Genomic DNA, 22,406 nt, shown 5'->3' on the forward strand with positions numbered 1-22,406 from the left:
TGTGAGAAAAACCTCTCTATTCTGCTATTGGAAAATTATCCAACGAAGTGCACATTGATGGTCTGCTTAGCGATGTCTCTCCACTGTGCTAGGGAATTGAATTGAACATGTAGAGAAAGCCATGTCCGACCACGATATTTTGAGTGATGCCGAGCGCGAGGCGCTCAGTGCCGTCATGCTGGAACCTGATCTGCCACCGCAACGGGTGCTGGTCGTCGATGACGATAAAGATGCCCGGGATCTGCTGTCGGAAATTCTGGCGCTGGACGGCATTCGCTGCATGACGGCGGCCAGTGGCGAAACCGCTCTCAAGATGCTGGAAGAGAAACCCTCGATTGGCTTGGTGATTACCGATCTGCGGATGGGGCATATCGATGGCCTGGAGCTGATTCGCCGGGTGCGTGAATCGGTGCGGGCCGCGATGCCGATCATTATTGTTTCCGGCGACGCGTCCGTGAAGGACGCCATTGCCGCGATGCATTTGAGCGTGGTGGATTTCCTGCTCAAACCCATTGATTCCGACAAGTTGCTGGGGTTGGTCAAGCATGAGCTTGGGATGGCGCCTTAGTCCAAACCAGTAAACCCTGCACAATCCCTGTGGGAGCGGGCTTGCTCGCGAATACGTAGTGTCAGTCGAGTATTTTTTGGCAGATGCACCGCTTTCGCGAGCAAGCCCGCTCCCACAAAGAGCAAAAAATCATTGCATAAAAAAAGCCCTGATCTTTCGATCAGGGCTTTTTCATGTCCAGTGTAAACGCTCAGTTACAGGCCATTGGCAGCCTTGAACTCGCGACGACGACGGTGCAGAACAGGCTCGGTGTAGCCGTTCGGCTGCTTGGTGCCTTCGACCACCAGTTCGACGGCTGCCTGGAAGGCAATGTTGCTGTCGAAGTTCGGGGCCAGCGGACGATACAGCGCATCACCGGCGTTCTGGCGGTCAACCACTGGCGCCATGCGCTTGAGGCTTTCCATGACCTGATCTTCGGTGACGATGCCATGACGCAGCCAGTTGGCGATGTGCTGGCTGGAAATACGCAGCGTTGCACGGTCTTCCATCAGGCCGACGTCGTTGATGTCCGGTACTTTCGAACAGCCGACGCCCTGGTCGATCCAGCGCACCACGTAACCGAGAATGCCCTGGCTATTGTTGTCCAGTTCGTTCTTGATCTGTTCGGCGGTCCACTGCGGGTTCACCGCCAGCGGGATGGTCAGGATGTCGTCCACCGAAGCGTGGGCACGTTTGGCCAGTTCGGCCTGACGGGCGAACACGTCAACCTTGTGGTAGTGCAGCGCGTGCAGCGCAGCAGCGGTCGGCGACGGTACCCAGGCGGTGTTGGCACCGGCCAGCGGGTGAGCGATTTTCTGTTCGAGCATTGCAGCCATCAGGTCCGGCATCGCCCACATGCCTTTACCGATCTGCGCGCGACCTTGCAGGCCGGTACTCAAACCGATATCGACGTTGGAGTTCTCGTAGGCGCCGATCCATTTTTCCGCCTTCATGTCCGCCTTGCGCACCATCGGGCCGGCTTCCATGGAGGTGTGGATTTCATCGCCCGTGCGGTCGAGGAAACCGGTGTTGATGAACACCACACGCTCGCTCGCCGCCTTGATGCAGGCCTTGAGGTTGATCGTGGTACGACGCTCCTCATCCATGATCCCGACTTTGAGGGTGTTGCGTGGCAGGCCCAGCACGTCTTCGATGCGACCGAACAGCTCGTTGGTGAACGCCGCTTCTTCAGGGCCGTGCATCTTCGGCTTCACGATATAGACCGAGCCGGTGCGGCTATTCTTGCGCGAGCTGTTGCCATTGAGGTTGTGGATTGCCGACAGACAGGTCACCAGGCCGTCGAGAATGCCTTCCGGCACTTCGTTGCCTTGACTGTCGAGGATGGCGTCGATGGTCATCAGGTGACCAACGTTGCGCACGAACAGCAACGAACGACCGTGCAGGCTCAATTCACTGCCATCGACAGCGGTGTAGGTGCGGTCGGCGTTCATGGTACGGGTAAAAGTCTGACCGCCCTTGGCGACGCTTTCCGACAGATCGCCCTTCATCAGGCCGAGCCAGTTGCGGTAGATCACCACTTTGTCATCGGCATCGACGGCGGCGACGGAGTCTTCGCAGTCCATGATGGTGGTCAGCGCCGCTTCCATCAGGATGTCTTTGACGCCGGCCGCGTCGGTCTGGCCGACCGGGGTGCTGGCGTCGACCTGGATTTCGAAATGCAGGCCGTTGTTTTTCAGCAGGATCGCGGTCGGTGCCGAAGCATCGCCCTGGAAGCCGATCAGTTGGGCGTCGTTGCGCAGGCCGGTGTTGCTGCCACCTTTAAGGGCGACCACCAGTTTGCCGTCGACGATCTTGTAGCCGGTGGAATCGACGTGGGAGCCGGCCGCCAAAGGCGCCGATTCGTCGAGGAAGGCGCGGGCGAAGGCAATGACCTTGTCGCCGCGAACCTTGTTGTAGCCTTTGCCTTTTTCCGCGCCGTCGGCTTCGCTGATGGCGTCGGTGCCGTAGAGCGCATCGTACAGCGACCCCCAGCGGGCGTTCGAGGCATTGAGCGCGAAGCGGGCGTTCATCACCGGCACCACGAGCTGTGGGCCGGCCATGCGGGCGATTTCGTCATCGACGTTTTGCGTCGTTGCCTGGAAATCGGCCGCTTCTGGCAGCAGATAACCGATGTCTTGCAGGAAGGCTTTATAGGCCTTCGCGTCGTGCGGCTGGGCTGACCCAAGAGCTTGGCGGGACTGGTGCCAGCCATCGATACGAGCCTGGAAATCATCGCGTTTGGCGAGTAGGGCTTTGTTCTTCGGCGCCAGGTCATGAATAACCTTGTCGGCACCGGCCCAGAACTTATCGGCGGTGAGGCCGGTACCGGGAATGGCTTCGTTGTTCACGAAGTCGAACAGGACTTTGGCGACCTGCAGGCCACCGACTTGAACGTGTTCAGTCATTGCTTGCCTCACTCTGCTCAGCTATTTCGCTTTTCAGCTCTTCAAATTAACAATGAAGCCTCTGGCCATTTAAACCACAAACCCCTCTACCAGTACATGCCCATGACAGGCGGCTGGGTTGGGACCAATCAACGGCTTGGGGCCTTGCTGACAGGGCTTTCAGGGTTGCGAACGTGCCTGCGGCAGACATCGATCCAACATTATGTAGTGCGCGCTGCGGCATACTACATGATGAATTGCGGTTGTGAAAATTAGACTAATTACGTCGTTCTGCGACCCCATGACGCATTGCGGTCACGTCGGGGAGCGTGATGTTCTCAAAAAACTATTGGATTGTTCCAGTTAAATATCAAAACTTGTACACGATTTGTTGAGCCTGCCGGATCGGCGGTGCCTTCATTCGCGAGCAAGCCCGCTCCCACAAGGACTGCGCATGACCCTGTGGGAGCGGGCTTGCTCGCGAAGAGGCCAGTCGATACACCTTTGATTCCGGATCTGCCCAGGCACCTCCCATCCCTTGCCTATACTTGGTTCTCGATAACAAAAGTCATAACAAGAGGGCTGCGCCATGGACCACCTCGTACTCACCGTTTTCGCACCGGACAAGCCAGGCCAGGTCGAGCGCATTGCCCAATGCATTGCCGAGCACGGTGGCAACTGGCTGGAAAGCCGCATGTCGCGCATGGCCGGACAATTCGCCGGGATTCTTCGAGTGGGTGTGCCGGCCGAGGCCTACGACGAATTGGTCGATGCCCTACAGGGCTTGTCCGTCCAAGGCATTCGCGTGTTGATCGCCGAAAGCGGCATCGAACAATCCTGCACCTGGAAGCCGATCGCCATGGAACTGGTGGGCAATGATCGCCCGGGAATCGTGCGTGACATCACACGCTTGTTGAGTGAGCAGGGGGTAAACCTGGAACGGCTGGTCACCGAAGTGCGCCCGGCACCGATGAGTAGCGAGCCGCTGTTCCACGCCGAAGCGATTCTTGCCGTCCCGCTGACGCTGTCGCTGGACGTGCTGCAATCACGCCTGGAAACCCTGGCTGACGACCTGATGGTCGAGTTGGTACTGCGCAGTGAACCCTGATCAGGTTATCCAAGTTAAACGTGCACCCGCCTGTGGATAACCTGTAGAGACACCCCGCCAGGCCACGCCGACCGGGGCTCGCCAGAAACTGATCAAAAAACCAGCAGTTTCAGCCACTTGCGCACAAACGGCGGGGATCACGCTGTGGATAACCTTGGGAAGGAATGATGCAGGCCACGGAAGACGTGGCCTGCAGATGCTTGTATGTTTTTTGATCAGTTGCGGCGGCGCAAACTTATCCACGCATCGACGCTGTAAACCGCCAGACCGGCCCAGATAAATATGAACGCTACCAAGGTGCTGGACGACAGGTGTTCGCCAAACAGCAGTACGGCTTGCAGCAGCACCAGGGTCGGTGCCAGGTACTGAAGAAACCCCAGTGTCGTGTAGGGCAAATGCCGTGCGGCAGCGTTGAAACACACCAGCGGTACCAGTGTGATCGGACCGGCGGCCACCAGCCACCAGGCTTCGGAGGTGGTCCAGAACTCGGCCTGGGCACTACTGGCCGTCGGATTGAGCAGCAACCAGCCGAGGGCAATCGGCACCAGCATCCAGGTTTCCACCACCAGCCCCGGCAGCGCCTTGACGGGTGCCTGCTTGCGAATCAAACCATAGAAACCAAAGGTCAGTGCCAGCACCAGCGACACCCACGGCAGGCTGCCGACTTGCCAGACCTGCTGCGCCACACCCACAGCCGCCAGACCGACGGCAATCCACTGCATGCGTCGCAGCCGTTCGCCAAGAATCAGCATGCCCAGCAACACGTTCACTAACGGGTTGATGTAGTAACCGAGGCTTGCCTCCAGCATGCGTCCGTTGTTCACCGACCAGACGTAAGTCAGCCAGTTGGCCGCGATCAGCGAACCGCTCAAGGCCAGGATCGCCAGCCGTCGCGGGTTCTCCCGCAACTCGCGCCACCAGCCGGGATGCTTCCAGACCATCAGCAGCAAGGCGCCGAACAGTGCCGACCACAGCACCCGGTGGATGATGATTTCCACGGCGGGCACGCTGGCGATGGCTTTGAAATAGAGTGGGAAAAGTCCCCAGATGATGTAGGCACTCAGGCCCAGAATGTACCCGCGACGCGGGTTGGCGGCTTGCATGCAGAATCCTTGCTTAGGCAGCTAACAAAGAAGGGATTGTAAGGAGATTTGTCTGCGAATGTCCTGACTGAATAGGTTGGGCAATTGTGAACACAGTACCTGTGGGAGCGGGCTTGCTCGCGAATACGTGGTGTCAGTCACTGCATGTTTTAACTGATAGACCGCTTTCGCGAGCAAGCCCGCTCCCACATGGGGTCTGTATTCGTCAGAAGAGCTTCAGTGGCTCTTCATTGAGCGCGGCCAACTGTTCGCGCAATGCCAGCACCTGATCACCCCAATAACGCTCGGTGCCGAACCACGGAAAACTGCGGGGGAATGCCGGATCTTCCCAGCGGCGGGCGAGCCAGGCGCTGTAATGCATTAGGCGCAAGGCGCGCAGCGGCTCGATCAAGGCCAGTTCACGCGGGTTGAAGTCGTGGAATTCGTTGTAGCCATCCATCAGTTCCGACAACTGGCTCAGGCAATCCTGACGATCGCCGGCGAGCATCATCCAGATGTCCTGAACCGCCGGGCCCATGCGGCAGTCGTCGAGGTCGACGATATGGAACATCTCGTCGCGGCACATCATGTTGCCGGGGTGGCAGTCACCGTGCATGCGGATGTTCTGGTGCGGGGTGTTGCTGTAGGCATCTTCCACACGCTTGAGCAGGTCGCGAGCCACCGATTCGTAGGCCGGCAGCAGGCTGCGGGGGATGAAGTTGCCGTCAAGCAACGTGGCCAGCGAGTCATGGCCGAAATTTTTCACCGCCAGCGCTTCACGGTGCTCGAACGGTCGGGTCGAGCCGACCGCATGCAGGCGTCCGAGCAATTGGCCCAGACGATACAGCTGATCGAGGTTGCCTGGCTCCGGTGCGCGGCCACCACGGCGGGGAAACAGGGTGAAACGAAAACCGTTGTGTTCGTGCAGGGTTTCACCGTTGTGGATCAACGGCGCCACGACCGGCACCTCGCAGTCGGCGAGTTCGGCGGTGAACTGGTGCTCTTCCAGAATCGCTTCGTTGGTCCAGCGTTGTGGCCGGTAGAACTTGGCGATCAGTGGCTCGGCGTCTTCGATACCAACTTGATAGACGCGGTTCTCGTAGCTGTTGAGCGCCAGGATACGCGCGTCGCTGAGAAAGCCGATGCTTTCGACGGCATCGAGCACGAGGTCTGGTGTGAGGGTTTCAAACGGGTGGGCCATGCTGACTCCTGCGCGCAGCAGGCTGCTGCGTCCGGCCAGGCATGGTAGCGCAGACGGCGCGGTTTTAGTGGTTGGGCTTGAGATGTGTGGTGTCCGGGCTGACGCCTTCGCGGGCAAGCCCGCTCCCACAAGGACTACATAAATCCCTGTGGGAGCGGGCTTGCCCGCGAAGAGGCCGGATCAGGCGCCGACGATCCCGCCATCTTCACGCGAGATGGCCATCACCGAAGACCGCGGCTTGCCATTGGGCAAATGCTCGGGGAAGGTCGAACCGCCGTTTTCGCCCGGATGCTGGATCCCGACAAACAGGGTTTTCTGGTCCGGCGAGAAGCTGATCCCGGTCACCTCGCAGCCCACCGGTCCGACCATGAAACGGCGAATCTCGCCGGTCGCAGGATCAGCGCAGAGCATCTGGTTATTGCCCATGCCGGCAAAGTCTCCGGCGTTGCTCACATCGCCGTCGGTCAGAATCCACAAGCGTCCGGCCTTGTCGAAACCCAAGCCGTCCGGGCTGTTGAACATGTTCTGCGGTGTGATGTTCGACGACCCGGCCTTTGGCGTACCGGCATGCGCGCCCGGGTTGCCGGCCACCACAAACAGATCCCAGGCAAAGGTGTGCGAGGCGTGATCGTCGCGCTCGGTGCGCCAGCGCAGGATCTGCCCGTAGACGTTCTTCTCGCGCGGGTTCGGCCCGCCCACCGGTTGCCCGTCTTCGCCACGTTTGGCGTTGTTGGTCAACGTGCAGTAAACCTGGCCATCCTTAGGGCTGACCACGATCCATTCCGGGCGATCCATGCGCGTGGCTTTCACCAAACTGGCGGCGAGACGGGCGTGGATCAGCACTTCGGCCTGATCGGCAAAGCCGCTGCTGGCATCGATGCCGTTTTTGCCGTGGGTCAGTTCGATCCATTCACCCTGGCCTTTCGGGTGATCGGCGTTGCCGTCGCCCGCATCGAAGCGCGCTACGTACAGCGTGCCGTGATCGAGAATGTCGCGGTTGGCCTTGGGGTTCTTGTGGTCGATCTTGTCGCGGCTGACGAATTTGTAGATGAACTCGCCGCGCTCGTCGTCGCCCATGTACACCACGGCATGACCATCGCCGGTTTCGGCCAGGGCTGCGTTTTCGTGTTTGAAGCGGCCGAGGGCCGTGCGTTTGACCGGCGTCGACTGCGGATCGAATGGATCGATCTCCACCACCCAGCCGTGACGGTTGAGTTCGTTGGGGTTCTTGGCCAGGTCGAAGCGCTCGTCGTGTTGATGCCAGTTGATCTCTTTGCTGGTCACCACCGCGCCATAGCGTTTTTGCGCCGGGTCGAATTTCTGCTCGGCGTTGCTGCTGCCGAAGCAGTCGGTGAAGTTCTCTTCACAGGTCAGATAGGTGCCCCACGGTGTCTTGCCGTTGGCACAGTTCTGGAAAGTGCCGAGGACGTTCTTGCCGTGCGGATCGGCGCCGGTTTTCAGCAGGGCATGTCCGGCGGCCGGGCCGCTCAGGCTGATGGGTGCGTTGCCGTGAATCCGCCGGTTGTAGCGCGAGCCCTGGACGAAGTGCCATTGGCCGTTCTTGCGCTGCACTTCAATCACCGACACACCTTCGCAGGCCAGTGCCTTGCGCACATCTTCCGCCGATTGCGGCATGCCGCCGTGGGCGTAGAGGTAGCGGTAGTTGGTGTATTCGTTGTTGATCGCCATCAGCGCCCGGTCTTTTTCGCCCGGAAATTCGAACAGGCTCATGCCGTCGTTGTTGTCGCCGAACTGGGCTTCCTGATGTTCGGCGCTGCCGTTGCCGCTCGGGTCGAACGCCGGGCCGTCCTTGTGCAGAGGCTGGCCCCAGCTGATCAGCACCGAGGACTTGTAGCCCGGTGGCAGGGTGATGGAATCGCTGGTGGCGGCGGGAATACTGTAGAAGCCCAGCAACTGGCTGTTACCGGCGCTGACACTGGCGGCCATCACACTGCGGCTCAGCAGGTTGCCGCCGAGGAACATCGCGGCGCCGCACAGGGCACCTGCACTGATGAAGCCGCGACGGCTGAGGCCGACCATGTTTTCGAGGTCGGTGGACTGGTTTTCTTCTAATAGGCTCATTTCAGGCTCCCTGCGGTTATTGCAGACACCTTAATGATGAGTAATGAAACTTTTGTTGCAGTTTTGCTTAAAGCGGCGTGCCCAGCAGAACTCTGGACGGCGAGAACTCGACGCGCACCGGTTTACCGCACGTCAGCCCCAAGGCCTGCAGATGCCTTGGCTCGGCCAAGGCGCACAGTGTCAGGCCGTTGGGCAGGGTGATGCGCACTTCGCTGGGGCCATCGTCGGCGTCGAGAATTTTTTCGATGATGCCGCTGAGGCAATTGTTTCCAAGCGTTTCATTGGAGTCGATGTCCAGCACGTCGAGCCAGCCGGCCTTGATCAATGCCACGACTTCGGTGCCGATTTGCAGCTCCAGGCGCTCGGTGCTGTCGTGGGTGATTTGCGCATCGACGATCAAGCCTTCGGCGACTTCCAGGCGAATCAGGTCATTGCGCCCCTGAGGTTCGATCGCCATCACCTTGCCGTGCAACTGATTGCGTGCGCTGGTGCGCAGCATCAAGCGTCCGAGCAGGTCGAGGTCGCTCGCGTCTTCAGCGGCTTCCAGCACCTGGGCCTGTAAGGCTTGCAGCTTCTGGTACAGCCGCAACACCCGCTCGCCTTCGTTGGACAGGCGCGCACCGCCACCACCCTTGCCACCGACAATCCGCTCCACCAGCGGCTTCTGCGCCAGGTTGTTCAGCTCATCGATCGCATCCCAGGCGGCCTTGTAGCTCAGGCCCGCGCTTTTTGCCGCGCGGGTGATCGAGCCTTGTTCGGCGATGTGCTGCAGCAGGGCGATGCGCTGCGGACGGCGGACAATGTGCTGGGACAACAAGGTTGGCAAGGACATGGCAAGTCGCTTTGGGTGGTGACGATGGTGAGGACGTTGGCTGCTTGGGGGGCGCGAGTCAAGTCAGGGTGTCTCGCCGGGTTTGGGTGTACGGGCCAGGCAATAGACATCGACCCTCGCCGCACCGGCGTCCATCAACAGACGGGCAAGGGCTTGAGCGGTGGCACCGGTGGTCAGTACGTCGTCGACCAAGGCCAGGTGCTGGCCCTTGACGACGGCGCCGGGCGTCAGGGCGAAAGCGTTGCGCAGGTTGTTTCGGCGTGCTTCGGCGTTCAATGCCTGTTGAGCGTCGGTATCCTGGGTTCGTAGCAGCAAGCGTTCGGCGCAAGGGATATCGAGACGTGCACCCAGCCAGTGAGCCAGCATTGCAGCCTGATTGAACCCACGCTTGCGCAGGCGCCGGTTGGCCAGCGGCACCGGGATCAGCGCATCGGGTCGCTGCAGATCGTCTTCGAAGCGATGTTGCAGATACTGAGCGAGGAGTTCGGCGAGCAGGCGGCCAAACGGCCATTTTGCACTGTGCTTGAAGCGGGTGATCAGGCTGTCGATCGGAAAGCTGTAGGTCCAGGGGGCAATCACCTGTTCGAAGGCCGGTGGCTGCTTCAAACAATGTCCGCAGGTCAGGCCCGCCGCCGGGAGGGGCAGGGCGCAGGTCTGGCAGTGCTCACCGAGCCAGGGCAACTCGGTTTCGCAGTCCATGCAGGCGGGGAGGGTGTTGTCGGCAGTTTGATCGCAAAGAAGACAGGATTGTTTGTTTTTTAACCAGATGTAAACCGGCCCTTCGTATCGCGGTTGACAGCGCATCGCTCTTCCTTAAATATGCCGAAACATCTGTGAAGCGACTGTGGGCATTCCATTACCCAGCCGCGTACCAAGCATAAATCAAAGGAAACGCCCATGAGTGCCAGCACCACTGCAACCCTGCGTCATGACTGGACTTTGGCCGAAGTCAAAGCACTCTTCGTTCAACCATTCAATGACCTGCTGTTCCAGGCGCAGACGGTGCACCGTGCGCATTTCGACGCCAACCGCGTCCAGGTATCGACCCTGCTGTCGATCAAAACCGGCGCCTGCCCGGAAGATTGCAAATATTGTCCGCAGTCCGGTCACTACAACACCGGCCTGGAAAAAGAAAAGCTGATGGAAGTGCAGAAGGTTCTCGAAGAGGCCGCTCGCGCCAAAGCCATCGGTTCGACCCGCTTCTGCATGGGCGCGGCGTGGAAACATCCGTCGGCCAAGGACATGCCCTACGTACTGAAAATGGTCGAAGGCGTGAAAGCCCTGGGCCTGGAAACCTGCATGACCCTCGGTCGCCTGGATCAGGAGCAGACCGAAGCGCTGGCCAAGGCCGGCCTCGACTACTACAACCACAACCTCGATACATCGCCGGAGTTCTACGGCAGCATCATCACCACCCGCACTTACAGCGAGCGCCTGCAAACCCTGGCCTACGTGCGTGAGTCGGGGATGAAGATCTGCTCCGGTGGCATTCTCGGCATGGGCGAGTCGCTGGACGACCGCGCCAACCTGCTGATCCAGCTGGCCAACCTGCCGGAGCATCCAGAGTCGGTGCCGATCAACATGCTGGTGAAAGTCGCCGGTACGCCGCTGGAAAATGCCGACGACGTCGACCCGTTCGATTTCATCCGCATGCTCGCCGTTGCCCGCATCCTGATGCCGCAATCCCATGTGCGCCTGTCCGCCGGCCGCGAAGCCATGAACGAACAGATGCAGGCCCTGGCGTTCTTCGCCGGTGCCAACTCGATTTTCTACGGTGAAAAACTGCTGACCACCGCCAACCCGCAGGCCGACAAGGACATGCAACTGTTCTCGCGTCTGGGCATCCTGCCGGAAGCCCGCGAAGAGCACGCCGACGAAGTGCATCAGGCGGCTATCGAGCAGGCGCTGGTGGAGCAGAAGAGCAGCGAGCAGTTCTATAACGCGGCGGTTTGAGTCTTCGCCCGATTCCTCTGAAGGAATGCAAAACACTGTGGGAGCGGGCTTGCTCGCGAATGCGGACTGACATTCAACATTGATGTCGACTGACACACCGCCATCGCGAGCAAGCCCGCTCCCACTTTGGATTGGGTTCAATTCTGATTTATGTGATCTGACTGTTCGAGGCCTGCATGTCTTTCGATCTCGCCGCACGCCTTGCTGCCCGTCGTGCCGAAAACCTCTACCGTCAGCGCCCGCTGCTCGAAAGCCCGCAAGGGCCGCAAGTGGTGGTCGATGGCCAGCCGCTGCTGGCGTTCTGTAACAACGACTACCTGGGCCTGGCCAATCATCCGCAAGTGATCGAGGCCTGGCGTGCAGGCGCTTCGAAGTGGGGGGTGGGCGGAGGCGCGTCACATTTGGTCATCGGCCATAGCGCCCCGCATCATGCCCTGGAAGAAGCGTTGGCCGACCTGACCGGTCGCCCGCGTGCGTTGCTGTTCACCACCGGCTACATGGCCAACCTCGGCGCGGTCACGGCGCTGGTGGGGCAGGGTGATACGGTACTCGAAGACCGGCTCAATCATGCGTCGCTGCTCGACGCGGGGCTGTTGTCCGGCGCGCGGTTCAATCGTTATCTGCACAACGACCCGGTGAGCCTGGCCAAACGCCTGGAAAAAGCCACCGGCAATACGCTGGTGGTCACCGACGGCGTGTTCAGCATGGACGGCGATATCGCCGACTTGCCAGCGCTGGCCCGAGAGGCCAAGGCCAAAGGCGCCTGGTTGATGGTCGACGATGCTCATGGTTTTGGACCGCTGGGTGCCAACGGTGGCGGCATCGTCGAGCATTTCGGTTTGAGCCAGGATGACGTTCCGGTGTTGGTCGGCACGCTCGGCAAAGCTTTTGGTACGGCGGGTGCCTTTGTGGCTGGCAGCGAAGAGCTGATCGAAAGTCTGATCCAGTTTGCCCGTCCCTACATCTACACCACCAGCCAGCCACCTGCGCTGGCCTGCGCCACGTTGAAAAGCCTGGAACTGCTGCACAGCGAGCACTGGCGCCGCGAGCATTTGCAGACGCTGATCCGCCAGTTCCGCGAAGGTGCCGAGCAGATTGGCCTGGAACTCATGGACAGCTTCACGCCGATCCAGCCGATCATGATCGGCGATGCCGGGCGTGCGGTACGCCTTTCGCAAATGCTGCGCGAGCGCGGGTTGATGGTGACCGCGATTCGTCCGCCTACCGTACCCGCCGGTAGCGCCCGGCTGCGGGTCACGCTAAGTGCTGCCCACAGCGAGGCCCAGGTACAGCTATTGTTAGATGGACTGGCCGATTGTTTTCAACAACTGGGACCGGAGCCGAAGCATGCGTGATCGACTGATTCTGCTGCCCGGCTGGGGCCTTGGTGTTTCACCGCTGGAGCCTTTGGCGGCGGCCTTGCGCGGCCTGGATGAGCACCTGCACGTCGAGATCGAGCCGTTTCCGGAGCTGGAGTCGAGCGATCCTGAAGAATGGCTCGAAGAGCTTGATTCGACACTGCCGCAAGACGCCTGGCTTGGCGGTTGGTCATTGGGCGGCATGCTCGCCTGCGAACTGGCGGCCCGGCGTGGCGATCGCTGCTGTGGTCTGTTCACCCTGGCCAGCAACGTTTCTTTTGTCGCACATGAACAATGGTCAAGCGCCATGTCCGGGGAAACCTTCGATGCGTTTCTGGCGGGATGTGCAGCCGATCCGCGCACGACGTTGAAACGCTTTTCGCTGCTCTGCGCCCAAGGTGCCGAAGACCCGCGCGGGTTGTCGCGGTTGTTGCTCGGTGGCGCGCCGAATACCACCGCGCCGGTGCTGCTGAGTGGTCTGCAAGTGCTCGCGCAACTGGATACACGACAGGCACTGCAATCGTTCCGCGGTCCGCAACTGCATTTGTTCGCCGGCCTCGACGGGCTGGTGCCGGCGGAAGCGGCGGGCGAGTTGTTGACATTGCTGCCAGATGTCGAAATCGGTCTGATTGAACAGGCCAGCCACGCGTTTCTCCTGGAGGATCCCCACGGTGTGGCGGGGGCGATCCAGGCCTTTTTGCATGAGTCCGGCGATGACTGATTTATCCCTTCCCAACCTGCCCGGCGGCTTGCCCGACAAACGCCAGGTAGCTGCATCATTCTCCCGCGCGGCGCAAAGCTACGACAGCGTGGCCGAGTTGCAACGTGATGTGGGCAGCCAATTACTCAGGCGCTTGCCGCAGGATTTTGTACCGCAGCGTTGGCTGGATCTGGGCTGCGGCACCGGGCATTTCAGTCGTGCCTTGGGTGAGCAGTTTCCGAGCAGTCACGGTGTGGCGCTGGATATCGCCGAGGGCATGCTCAATCACGCCCGGCCATTGGGCGGTGCCACGCATTTCGTGGCCGGCGATGCCGAGCGTTTGCCACTGCAGGATTCGACCTGCGACCTGATCTTCTCCAGCCTGGCGGTGCAGTGGTGTGCGGACTTCGACTCGGTGCTCAGTGAAGCCTGTCGAGTGCTGAAACCGGGTGGCATTTTTGCGTTTGCTAGTCTTTGTGTGGGGACGTTGTTTGAACTGCGCGACAGCTGGCGACAGGTCGATGGCATGGTGCACGTCAACCGCTTCCGGGAGTTTGGTGTTTATCAGCAGTTGTGTGCGGCCAGCGGCTTGAGGGGGGTCAGTCTGCAAAACCTTCCGCATGTGCTGCATTACCCCGATGTGCGCAGCCTGACCCATGAGCTCAAGGCGCTGGGTGCGCACAACCTCAATCCCGGGCGCCCGGGTGGCTTGACCGGCCGGGCGCGGATATTGGGTTTGATTGAGGCTTATGAGCAGTTTCGTCAGGCACAGGGCCTGCCGGCGACTTATCAAGTGGTGTACGCCGTTTTGGAGAAACCCTTATGAGCGCAGCCTATTTCATCACCGGTACGGATACCGATGTCGGTAAAACCACAGTCGCCGCCGGGCTGTTGCATGCGGCGCGTTCGGCGGGTTTGAGCACGGCGGCGGGCAAGCCGGTCGCTTCCGGTTGCGATGTGACGCCCAAAGGCCTGCGCAACGCCGATGCGCTGGCGTTGCTGGCAGAGTGTTCGCTGCCGCTGACGTATGCACAGGTCAACCCGGTAGCCTTCGAACCGGCCATTGCTCCGCATCTGGCGGCGCGAGAGGCGGGCGTGGCGCTGACGGTGCAGTCGTTGCTGGCGCCGATGCGGCAGATTCTGGGCATGCAGGCGGACTTCACCCTGATCGAAGGCGCCGGCGGCTGGCGTGTACCGCTGGCGGATCAGGACAATCTGTCGGACCTCGCCATTGCGTTGCGGTTGCCGGTGATCCTGGTGGTCGGCGTGCGGCTGGGGTGTATCAGCCATGCCTTGTTGACCGCCGAAGCGATTGCCCGGGACGGTTTGCAACTGGCGGGATGGGTGGCCAACATCATCGACCCGAAGACCTCGCGACTGGAAGAAAACCTGGCCACCCTCGCCGAGCGCCTCCCGGCGCCGTGCCTGGGGCGTGTGCCTAAACTCAAGGCCGTTACGGCCGAAGCAGTGGCCGAGCACTTGCAACTGGACCTGTTGGACTGACGTTTTCGCAATGCGGGCTTTGTCTATGACAAGGCATTGTGCCATTATTGTTTTTGTCGGGTGTTTTGTCGGCCACTCTGCTTCAATGGCCACTGTTGATCCTTTGAAAGGACGAGTTCTCCCATGGAAATCTCAGGAAGCACCGCTTTTTATGCCGGTCTGAGCACTCTTCAGGCTGGGCAGAACCGCGTCGATCTAGCCGCCGGGCAGATCGCCAACACGACGATCGAACGTTCGGTCACCAGCCAGTCCTCCGAGGCGCAAGTCGATCGTTTGCGGTCGGTTGATCGCAGCCAGCAATCGGACCTGGCCAGCAACGTGGTCGAAATGGCCCAAGGCAAGATTCAGGCGGAGCTGGGCGTGAAAGTCGCCAAGGCAGCCGATGAAGTGCTCGGAACATTGATCGATACCTACGCTTGATTCCTCGCCGATACCGCACCCTCAACGCCGCGTCTGTTCGCGGCGTTTTTCTGCGTAAGTCTTTCTTCCTCAACTAATCTTTTCAGTGCGGCGGGCTGCTTCGAAAGCGCAGTTGCGTTGTCGTGTACCCGTGTGTCCGATCCTGCGATGACGAACGGCAAAAGAACGACGCTTGACAAGATTTGGGCGTAAACGTATGTTTCAAACAACTGTTTGACCGTCACAACAAATCAACGCGGTCGTTCATTCCCGGTTACATCAGCAGAGGTTTATCGCTATGCCTGACTACAAGGCCCCCTTGCGTGATATTCGCTTCGTTCGTGACGAACTGCTCGGCTACGAAGCGCACTATCAGAGCCTTCCGTCGTGTGCCGACGCAACTCCGGACATGGTTGACGCCATTCTTGAGGAAGGCGCCAAGTTTTGTGAGCAGGTGCTGGCTCCGCTGAACCGCGTGGGCGACATCGAGGGTTGCACCTGGAGCGAGTCCGGCGTCAAGACCCCGACTGGCTTCAAAGAGGCCTACAAGCAATTCGTCGAAGGCGGCTGGCCAAGCCTGGCCCACGACGTAGAACACGGCGGCCAGGGCCTGCCGGAGTCCCTGGGTCTGGCGATCAGCGAAATGGTCGGTGAATCCAACTGGTCGTGGGGCATGTACCCGGGTCTGTCCCATGGCGCGATGAACACCATTTCCGAGCACGGCACTCCTGAGCAGCAAGAGGCTTACCTGACCAAACTGGTTTCCGGCGAATGGACCGGCACCATGTGCCTGACCGAACCGCACTGCGGCACCGACCTGGGCATGTTGCGCACCAAGGCCGAGCCTCAGGCCGACGGTTCCTACAAGGTTTCCGGCACCAAGATCTTCATCTCGGCCGGTGAACACGACATGGCCGACAACATCGTCCACATCGTACTGGCCCGCCTGCCGGATGCACCGGCTGGCACCAAAGGCATCTCCCTGTTCATCGTGCCGAAGTTCCTGCCGAACGCCGATGGCTCGGTTGGCACGCGTAACGCCGTGTCTTGCGGTTCGCTGGAACACAAGATGGGCATCCACGGCAACGCCACCTGCGTGATGAACTTCGACGGCGCCACCGGTTTCTTGATCGGCCCGGCGAACAAAGGCCTGAACTGCATGTTCACCTTCATGAACACCGCTCGTCTGGGTACCGCTCTGCAAGGTCTGGCTCACGCCGAAGTCGGCTTCCAGGGTGGCCTGAAATACGCTCGCGACCGTCTGCAAATGCGCTCGCTGACTGGCCCGAAAGCGCCGGACAAGGCCGCTGACCCGATCATCGTCCACCCTGATGTACGCCGCATGCTGTTGACCATGAAGGCATTCGCCGAAGGCAACCGTGCAATGGTTTACTTCACCGCCAAGCAGGTCGACATCGTCAAGTACGGCGTGGACGAAGAAGAGAAGAAGAAAGCCGACGCGCTGTTGGCCTTCATGACGCCGATCGCCAAAGCCTTCATGACCGAAGTCGGTTTTGAGTCGGCCAACCACGGCGTGCAGATCTACGGCGGCCACGGCTTCATCGCCGAGTGGGGCATGGAGCAGAACGTTCGCGACAGCCGCATCTCAATGCTGTACGAAGGCACCACCGGTATCCAGGCACTCGACCTGCTGGGCCGTAAAGTGCTGATGACTCAAGGCGAGGCCCTCAAAGGCTTCACCAAGATCGTCCACAAGTTCTGCCAGACCAACGAAGGCAACGAAGCGGTTCAAGAATTCGTCGCTCCGCTGGCTGCACTGAACAAGGAATGGGGCGAGCTGACCATGAAGGTCGGTATGGCCGCCATGAAAGATCGCGAAGAAGTCGGCGCGGCCTCTGTGGACTACCTGATGTACTCGGGTTACGCCTGTCTGGCTTACTTCTGGGCTGACATGGCGCGTCTGGCTGCCGAGAAACTGGCTGCCGGCACTTCCGAAGAGGCCTTCTACACCGCCAAGCTGCAGACTGCGCGTTTCTACTTCCAGCGCATTCTGCCGCGTACCCGCACTCACGTTGCAACCATGCTGTCGGGTGCCAACAACCTGATGGACATGAAAGAAGAGAACTTCGACCTGGGCTACTAACGCAGTCCTTCAAAAGAAACCGCCGCTTCCTCCGGGAGCGGCGGTTTTTTTTGCGCTGTCGTCAGGCCTTGCTCACCAAGGCGTCGGATCCAGAGGGCCGACGCCAGTCGGAGTGGTCACGCCTTCGCCGTTACGTATGAACGGCAGGTGCCAGAAGTCGTTAGGCACCACCGGATCGCCAGGCTTGACGCCTTCCGGAAAGATGAACTCGAACACCGGCGCCACATACTGTCCGGCAGTCAGTCCATTGGCGACGGTCAGAATGCCCGCATTCTGGATGCAACCGTCCACGCCGGCCTGGGATAGGCTTTGCTGTGGAACGCAAAGTGACCGCGCAACGACGCGCAAAGTACGTGTCGGCTGGCTAAGTAGCCCAGTGGGCGCTTTGGTCGCGCGTAGTCTGGCGCGTTGTGGCTGAGGACCAGTGTTTTGTGTGGTGATACCTCCCGAGGCTCCCAGGCAACTGGCCGCAAGGCCCAGCCCAGGGTTGCACTCACCTGTCATCTCATAGGGTGTAATCCAGCGATTGGTTTGCACGCCCGTCGATGGATTGACATCAATCAGATAGATGTCGACCGGGGTCTTGATGTCGGTGGTCGAAGCTTCAAGGAAAATCCGGTCCTGCGTCTCCTGGGCTACTCCGTTGATGGCCGTTGCGGCCGGGTCGGCCGTACCGATGCCAAATTCCCCGATAGCCAGGTAGCTGGGCTGCGTACCAGGCTGAGTGTAGATCCCGACATTCGCCTCGATCGTGTGTGCAGAGATGAAGTCCGGGAGGCCCGTTGTTGCTGACTTGAACAGAGTACCGGACCAGCTGATGAAGTCGCCGACTTCGAAGGGTGCCTGTTGTGTCGGATCGGGGTCCGTCGCCGTGCGTGTAGCATCGCTGAATCTCTTCATGACGTACTGGCTGCAATAGACCTGCCCCAGCGCTGGACCCGAGAGCTCCCCGCTGGCCGGAGGCGTGACGCCGGCCTGGCTGAAGTTGCGGCAGTTGTTGGTCGTGGTCGGGGCGACCACTTTTGGCCGGTTTTTCTGCGGGCAGAGCGCATCGTCTCCGGAGATCGTGCGTGGCACGCACATCGGGTAGCCGGTGGCGGCATGGATGGTCGGGTTGGCATCATCGACGGAGAAGCGTGGGTCGGGGCTTTGGGCGCGGCCAAAACGGCCATTCGGATCGTTGATCTGAATGATCGTGGGTTGCGTCGGGTTCCCGCTGTCGACTTCGAGGTTGCCGTTGGTGTAGTCGATCCGGGTGATGACACCGCTGCCCGCGTTGACTGATTGCTGGGAGACAAAGATCAGCCCGGCGATTGGCTTGTCGGAGACGGTATTGCCTACCACATGGATCTCGAACGAGGGATAGGCCGCCGGTGATTTTCCGAGCGCCAGGGTTCCACCCCTGACGAAGTCGGCCCAGGTCAGAGTGTTGGCCGGCATCTGCATAACGGTGTTGCAAGGGACAACAATCGTGACGCCGTTCAACTGGACGGTCCCCCCAAAGCGGCCAGGGTCGCTGGTATTGGGGCAATTCGCATTGGTGGTGTCCAGGGTCATGTTTTGGATAAACCCGGTAACGTCAAACCCATGAATCGCAGTCGGGTTTGTAAAAACCGGATCGGGCAGTGTGGGTGTCGTGAACGGCGAGGGCAAACCCGGGGGCTTGGCTGTCCCGCCACCACCGCCACCTCCACCTCCACCGCCACCGCCAACTCCGTTTTTGGCAAATGCATCTCCACCACCACCAATGACCAGTGCGATAGCGACGGCACTGGCGAGCAGAGCATGGCGACTGAAGATGCCGTTGAATCGTTTGTGAGGCAGCAGCGGTATGGCGAGCGTTTTTTCGTACAAAGATAAGCTCATGGCTCACTCCAGAATCTTGCAGGACCAATTGCCGGCCGATCGAGATCGCGGATCTGCTGATGCGCTGAATCCTGCGCAAGAAAAACGAAAATCCGTGATTGTCGAATTGGGGCTCGATCCAGCGGGATAAGTGCCTGTGTACGGTCGACACTTGCCGTTCGGATGCTTTCACCTGCGTTGCGTTGGCCGGTTAGGGACGCAAGCGCGAGAGACATTTCCTTGAGCCTGAGGGTCACCTAGCAGTAGTCGTGCCTGATTGGCAAAGTCGCTTGTTTGCCAGCAAAAATGCGGGCTGCGCTGAAGTTGGTGGTATACACATAGTTATATGTTATGTGGTTAACACCAAAGTGGGTGGGGGTATATGCCCAAGTTTGGAGCTCTGTGAAAACTTTAGGTAAGTGTCTCTCCATCAGTGGTAGTTGAGAAGTGTTGTCTGTTAAATACTACTAAGGTCGTAGGTGTGCAAGAGAGGGTGTTGAAGAGGGTGGCGAGAAAATAGTCTTGTATGGGAGGTATAAATAAAAAAGACAATAGCTGGCGCAGTACAACTTGCGCACGAATGGGTTTTATATGTCTGATGGATGTTTCTATTGGCTGGCGGTGCGGATTTTCAGGAGTTTTCTAAAGTGCCGTTTTCACCGCGGTGTTTGGAAGAGCAATTACTCTGCCAACTTCAATAAAACGCAGTCTGGTGGCGTTATATCCTTTAAAATCCAGCGCTTATAGGTCGCTGGTGATCGCTTGGTGCGGGCTGTTTGGGGAATGACACCCAGTAATGGGTGAAGTTTAACCACAACTGAGGAATAGTGCGCAGTTGCTGTTATTAGTAGGGTTTCTTGATTTGGCTTAAATGTAAAAAATATTGAAATTTTCATGTTGAAATGTTTTGTTACGGCTAGAGTTACGTCAAGCGCTACCCAGTGGTGCGAAATATCATTTTTTAAAAATGCCTGAGTCACGAGAGTGCTTTGCCAGTTAGGTCTCGCATTACCCATGTAACTTAAAGTTGATGTGGTTACTCGAGCGAGCAGCAAGATTCATGGCGATGAGCTCATCTCGCAACAGGGTAACCGCGGAGCCTGACTACTCCGTACTGAATCGGGAACGTCGTCATGTTTAAGTATTTGAGCATCTTCCGAACCACCTGCTTGCCCCGTGCGATGGTGATGACACTGTTCGCCATTGGCCTGCCCGTCATGAACGTTTGGGCCGCAGACGCGGTAGCGGTCGATCCGCCCGTACTGGACGTGCCCACTCTGCAATCGCTGCGTGGGCTGCTTCCGCCCGACCCGTCGGGAACCGAAGGCGGGCGCAAAGTCGACCTCATGACCGACTACGTGCTCAATCGTTCGGCGGCGGTTCTCCTGGGCAAGGCACTGTTCTGGGACATGGAGATCGGCAGTGACGGCTCCACCGCTTGCGCGTCCTGCCACTTTCACGCGGGCGCCGATCATCGGACTACCAACCAGATCAACCCTGGACTGGCCAACACCAACGCGAACGTCTCGTCGATCTTCAACAAGCCGTTCACCGCCTCGGACATCCCGGGCGACGTGCCGAGCTACACCACCAAATCAGGAGGCAAGGGCGGTCCGAACTATCTGCTGAAGAAAAGCGACTTCCCGACCCATGTGCTGGCCGATCCGCTGGATCGCAACTCGGCGATTCTCTATTCAAGCGACGATGTGATCGGCTCGCAAGGCGTGTTCGACGCCAACTTCGTCAAGCCCCATCAGTCGCGTTTCGACAAGTGCATTCAGCAACCGGACGGCATCTTCCAGGTGGGCGGTATCAATGTGCGCCGTAGCACCGGGCGTAACGCACCGACGGTGATCAACGCCGCGTTCAACGTGCGTAACTTCTGGGATGGCCGGGCCAATAACGTCTTCAATGGCTTCTCTCCATTCGGCAATCGCGACCCGGATGCCGGGATTTTCGTGACCAGCGATCGCAGTGGCGTGGCGACCAAAGTCAGGCTGGCACTCAACGATGCTTCCGCCGCCTCGCAAGCGGTAGGGCCTCCCGGCAGCCCGGTGGAAATGTCCTGCGGCGGACGTACCTTCGCCGACATTGGCCGGCGCATGCTCGACACCTTGATGCTCAAGCAACAACGGATCTCGTCCACCGATTCGGTACTGGGGCCGGTATCCGGCGGCCATCGGCCGACTTACCGTGAACTGATCAAGAACGCGTTCCAGCCGCGTCTGTGGAATGCCACGCAGGAGGTCTCGCTGGGCGGCGCGCCATACACCCAGATGGAAGCAAACTTCCCGTTGTTCTTCGGGCTGGCGATTCAGATGTACGAGTCCACGCTGATCTCGGACCAGGCGCCGCTGGATGCCTATTTACAGGGTGATCACACCGCCATGAATAACCAGCAGGTCCAGGGCATGAACCTGTTCCTGGGCAAGGGCAAGTGCATCAGTTGCCATGGTGGCGCGGAGTTGACCAACGCCGGCAGTCGGTTGCTGTTCCATCCCCGTGAGCGCATCGAACGGATGGTCATGGCCGACAACTTGATCACGTTGTATGACAACGGCTTCTACAACACCGGGGTGCGTCCAACCTCGGAAGACCTGGCACTCGGTGGCTCGGATGCCTGGGGTAATCCGTTGTCTTTCACCCGTCAGTACAACACCGTACTGAAGGGCGGCACGATCCCTGACCCGCTGGATGTCGATGTGTGCACTTTCGAAGCGCGTTTGAGCCCGGCCATCCCTTGTGATGCGACGCTCAAGCCCAATGTCGATTTCCGCGACGCGGTCGATGGCGCCTTCAAGACACCGACCTTGCGCAACATCGCATTGACCGGTCCGTACTTCCACAACGGCAGTCGCGCAACGCTGCAACAGGTCATGGAGTTCTACAACCGTGGTGGCGACCGGCGTGGCGAAGATGCCAGCAACACCAGCGGATTCGAACACCCGGCAGTCAATCAGCACAACGGCTCCAATCTTGATCCGGACATGACCCGGCTGAACCTGACTCCGGATGAGGTGAATGCGCTGGTCAAGTTCATGGAAGTCGGGCTGACCGATCCTCGGGTCGCGTGGGAACGGGCACCGTTTGACCATCCGTCGCTGGTGCTGGTACAGGGCGAAAAGGGTGATGAAAACTCCGTCGGGCAAAAACCGGCCAGTCCGAAGATCACTACCCGGCAAGCGAAGGATGCCGAAATCGAGCTCAGACCGGTCGGTGCCGAAGGTCGCACGGCGCTGGAAGGGCCGCTGCAACCGTTCAACAACGACCTGTAACTGTATTTGCCCTTGCGTCACTGGCGGCTGATG

18 protein-coding genes are annotated in these 22,406 nt (G+C 59.6%); 10 read left to right on the forward strand and 8 right to left on the reverse strand.

The features are described 5' to 3' along the window. Positions 1 to 121 precede the first annotated feature (121 nt). On the forward strand, positions 122 to 568 hold the full coding sequence (locus AC07XF_RS04365; protein WP_495025537.1) for a response regulator: 447 nt from the start codon (positions 122 to 124) through the stop codon (positions 566 to 568). A 194-nt stretch (positions 569 to 762) separates the two neighbouring features. Here the strand turns inward: AC07XF_RS04365 and AC07XF_RS04370 are convergent, their stop codons facing one another. Continuing rightward, a complete protein-coding gene (locus tag AC07XF_RS04370; RefSeq protein WP_495025538.1) occupies positions 763 to 2,952 on the reverse strand; it encodes a malate synthase G in 2,190 nt (729 codons plus the stop codon). 568 nt (positions 2,953 to 3,520) lie between these two features. On the opposite strand from AC07XF_RS04370, the gene AC07XF_RS04375 reads away from it, so the two are divergent. Beyond that, positions 3,521 to 4,039, forward strand: a complete 519-nt coding sequence (locus tag AC07XF_RS04375; protein WP_150756155.1) for a glycine cleavage system transcriptional repressor — start codon at positions 3,521 to 3,523, stop codon at positions 4,037 to 4,039. Between the two features lie 215 nt (positions 4,040 to 4,254). Here AC07XF_RS04375 and rarD read toward each other — a convergent pair whose 3' ends face one another. From rarD to AC07XF_RS04400, 5 genes are all read right to left on the reverse strand, one after another. Continuing rightward, positions 4,255 to 5,142: an EamA family transporter RarD gene (rarD, locus tag AC07XF_RS04380; protein ID WP_495025539.1), complete on the reverse strand. Its 888-nt coding sequence runs from the start codon at positions 5,140 to 5,142 to the stop codon at positions 4,255 to 4,257. A 205-nt stretch (positions 5,143 to 5,347) separates the two neighbouring features. Next, positions 5,348 to 6,322, reverse strand: coding sequence for a serine/threonine protein kinase (locus AC07XF_RS04385; protein ID WP_495025540.1), 975 nt, complete (start codon positions 6,320 to 6,322; stop codon positions 5,348 to 5,350). A gap of 180 nt (positions 6,323 to 6,502) precedes the next feature. Further along, positions 6,503 to 8,404: a PhoX family protein gene (locus AC07XF_RS04390; protein WP_495025541.1), complete on the reverse strand. Its 1,902-nt coding sequence runs from the start codon at positions 8,402 to 8,404 to the stop codon at positions 6,503 to 6,505. 67 nt (positions 8,405 to 8,471) lie between these two features. Further along, a complete protein-coding gene (locus tag AC07XF_RS04395; protein ID WP_495025542.1) occupies positions 8,472 to 9,236 on the reverse strand; it encodes a TOBE domain-containing protein in 765 nt (254 codons plus the stop codon). A gap of 63 nt (positions 9,237 to 9,299) precedes the next feature. After that, positions 9,300 to 10,040: a ComF family protein gene (locus tag AC07XF_RS04400; RefSeq protein ID WP_495025543.1), complete on the reverse strand. Its 741-nt coding sequence runs from the start codon at positions 10,038 to 10,040 to the stop codon at positions 9,300 to 9,302. A 93-nt stretch (positions 10,041 to 10,133) separates the two neighbouring features. On the opposite strand from AC07XF_RS04400, the gene bioB reads away from it, so the two are divergent. From bioB to AC07XF_RS04435, 7 genes are all read left to right on the forward strand, one after another. Further along, positions 10,134 to 11,189 carry a biotin synthase BioB gene (bioB, locus tag AC07XF_RS04405; protein WP_442096194.1) on the forward strand — a complete coding sequence of 352 codons (1,056 nt, stop codon included), beginning with the start codon at positions 10,134 to 10,136 and terminating at the stop codon, positions 11,187 to 11,189. Positions 11,190 to 11,365: 176 nt separating this feature from the next. After that, positions 11,366 to 12,544, forward strand: a complete 1,179-nt coding sequence (gene bioF / locus AC07XF_RS04410) for an 8-amino-7-oxononanoate synthase (RefSeq protein WP_495025544.1) — start codon at positions 11,366 to 11,368, stop codon at positions 12,542 to 12,544. Beyond that, the gene (locus AC07XF_RS04415; RefSeq protein ID WP_495025545.1) at positions 12,537 to 13,268 is read left to right on the forward strand and encodes an alpha/beta fold hydrolase; all 732 of its coding nucleotides are present in this window, start codon (positions 12,537 to 12,539) and stop codon (positions 13,266 to 13,268) included. Before bioF ends, AC07XF_RS04415 begins: the two co-directional genes overlap by 8 nt. Continuing rightward, the gene (gene bioC / locus AC07XF_RS04420; RefSeq protein WP_495025546.1) at positions 13,261 to 14,073 is read left to right on the forward strand and encodes a malonyl-ACP O-methyltransferase BioC; all 813 of its coding nucleotides are present in this window, start codon (positions 13,261 to 13,263) and stop codon (positions 14,071 to 14,073) included. The genes AC07XF_RS04415 and bioC overlap by 8 nt, the downstream gene beginning before the upstream one ends. Next, entirely contained in the window at positions 14,070 to 14,750 is a 681-nt protein-coding gene (bioD, locus tag AC07XF_RS04425; RefSeq protein ID WP_495025547.1) for a dethiobiotin synthase, read from the forward strand. The genes bioC and bioD overlap by 4 nt, the downstream gene beginning before the upstream one ends. Positions 14,751 to 14,873: 123 nt before the next feature. Next, positions 14,874 to 15,170, forward strand: coding sequence for a pyrroloquinoline quinone biosynthesis protein PqqE (locus AC07XF_RS04430; protein WP_495025548.1), 297 nt, complete (start codon positions 14,874 to 14,876; stop codon positions 15,168 to 15,170). A 277-nt stretch (positions 15,171 to 15,447) separates the two neighbouring features. Next, positions 15,448 to 17,253, forward strand: coding sequence for a phenylacyl-CoA dehydrogenase (locus AC07XF_RS04435; protein WP_495025549.1), 1,806 nt, complete (start codon positions 15,448 to 15,450; stop codon positions 17,251 to 17,253). 72 nt (positions 17,254 to 17,325) lie between these two features. Here the strand turns inward: AC07XF_RS04435 and AC07XF_RS04440 are convergent, their stop codons facing one another. Together AC07XF_RS04440 and AC07XF_RS04445 are read right to left on the reverse strand one after the other, a co-directional pair. Beyond that, complete coding sequence (locus tag AC07XF_RS04440) at positions 17,326 to 19,119, reverse strand: hypothetical protein (protein ID WP_495025550.1); 1,794 nt, start codon at positions 19,117 to 19,119, stop codon at positions 17,326 to 17,328. 659 nt (positions 19,120 to 19,778) lie between these two features. Beyond that, a complete protein-coding gene (locus AC07XF_RS04445) occupies positions 19,779 to 20,078 on the reverse strand; it encodes a hypothetical protein (protein WP_495025551.1) in 300 nt (99 codons plus the stop codon). A gap of 153 nt (positions 20,079 to 20,231) precedes the next feature. Between AC07XF_RS04445 and AC07XF_RS04450 the strand changes: the two genes are divergently transcribed. Then, on the forward strand, positions 20,232 to 22,373 hold the full coding sequence (locus tag AC07XF_RS04450) for a cytochrome-c peroxidase (RefSeq protein WP_495025552.1): 2,142 nt from the start codon (positions 20,232 to 20,234) through the stop codon (positions 22,371 to 22,373). Positions 22,374 to 22,406: the final 33 nt, after the last annotated feature.

The sequence above is a fragment of the Pseudomonas sp. GW821-FHT01C01 genome (genome assembly GCF_059422645.1).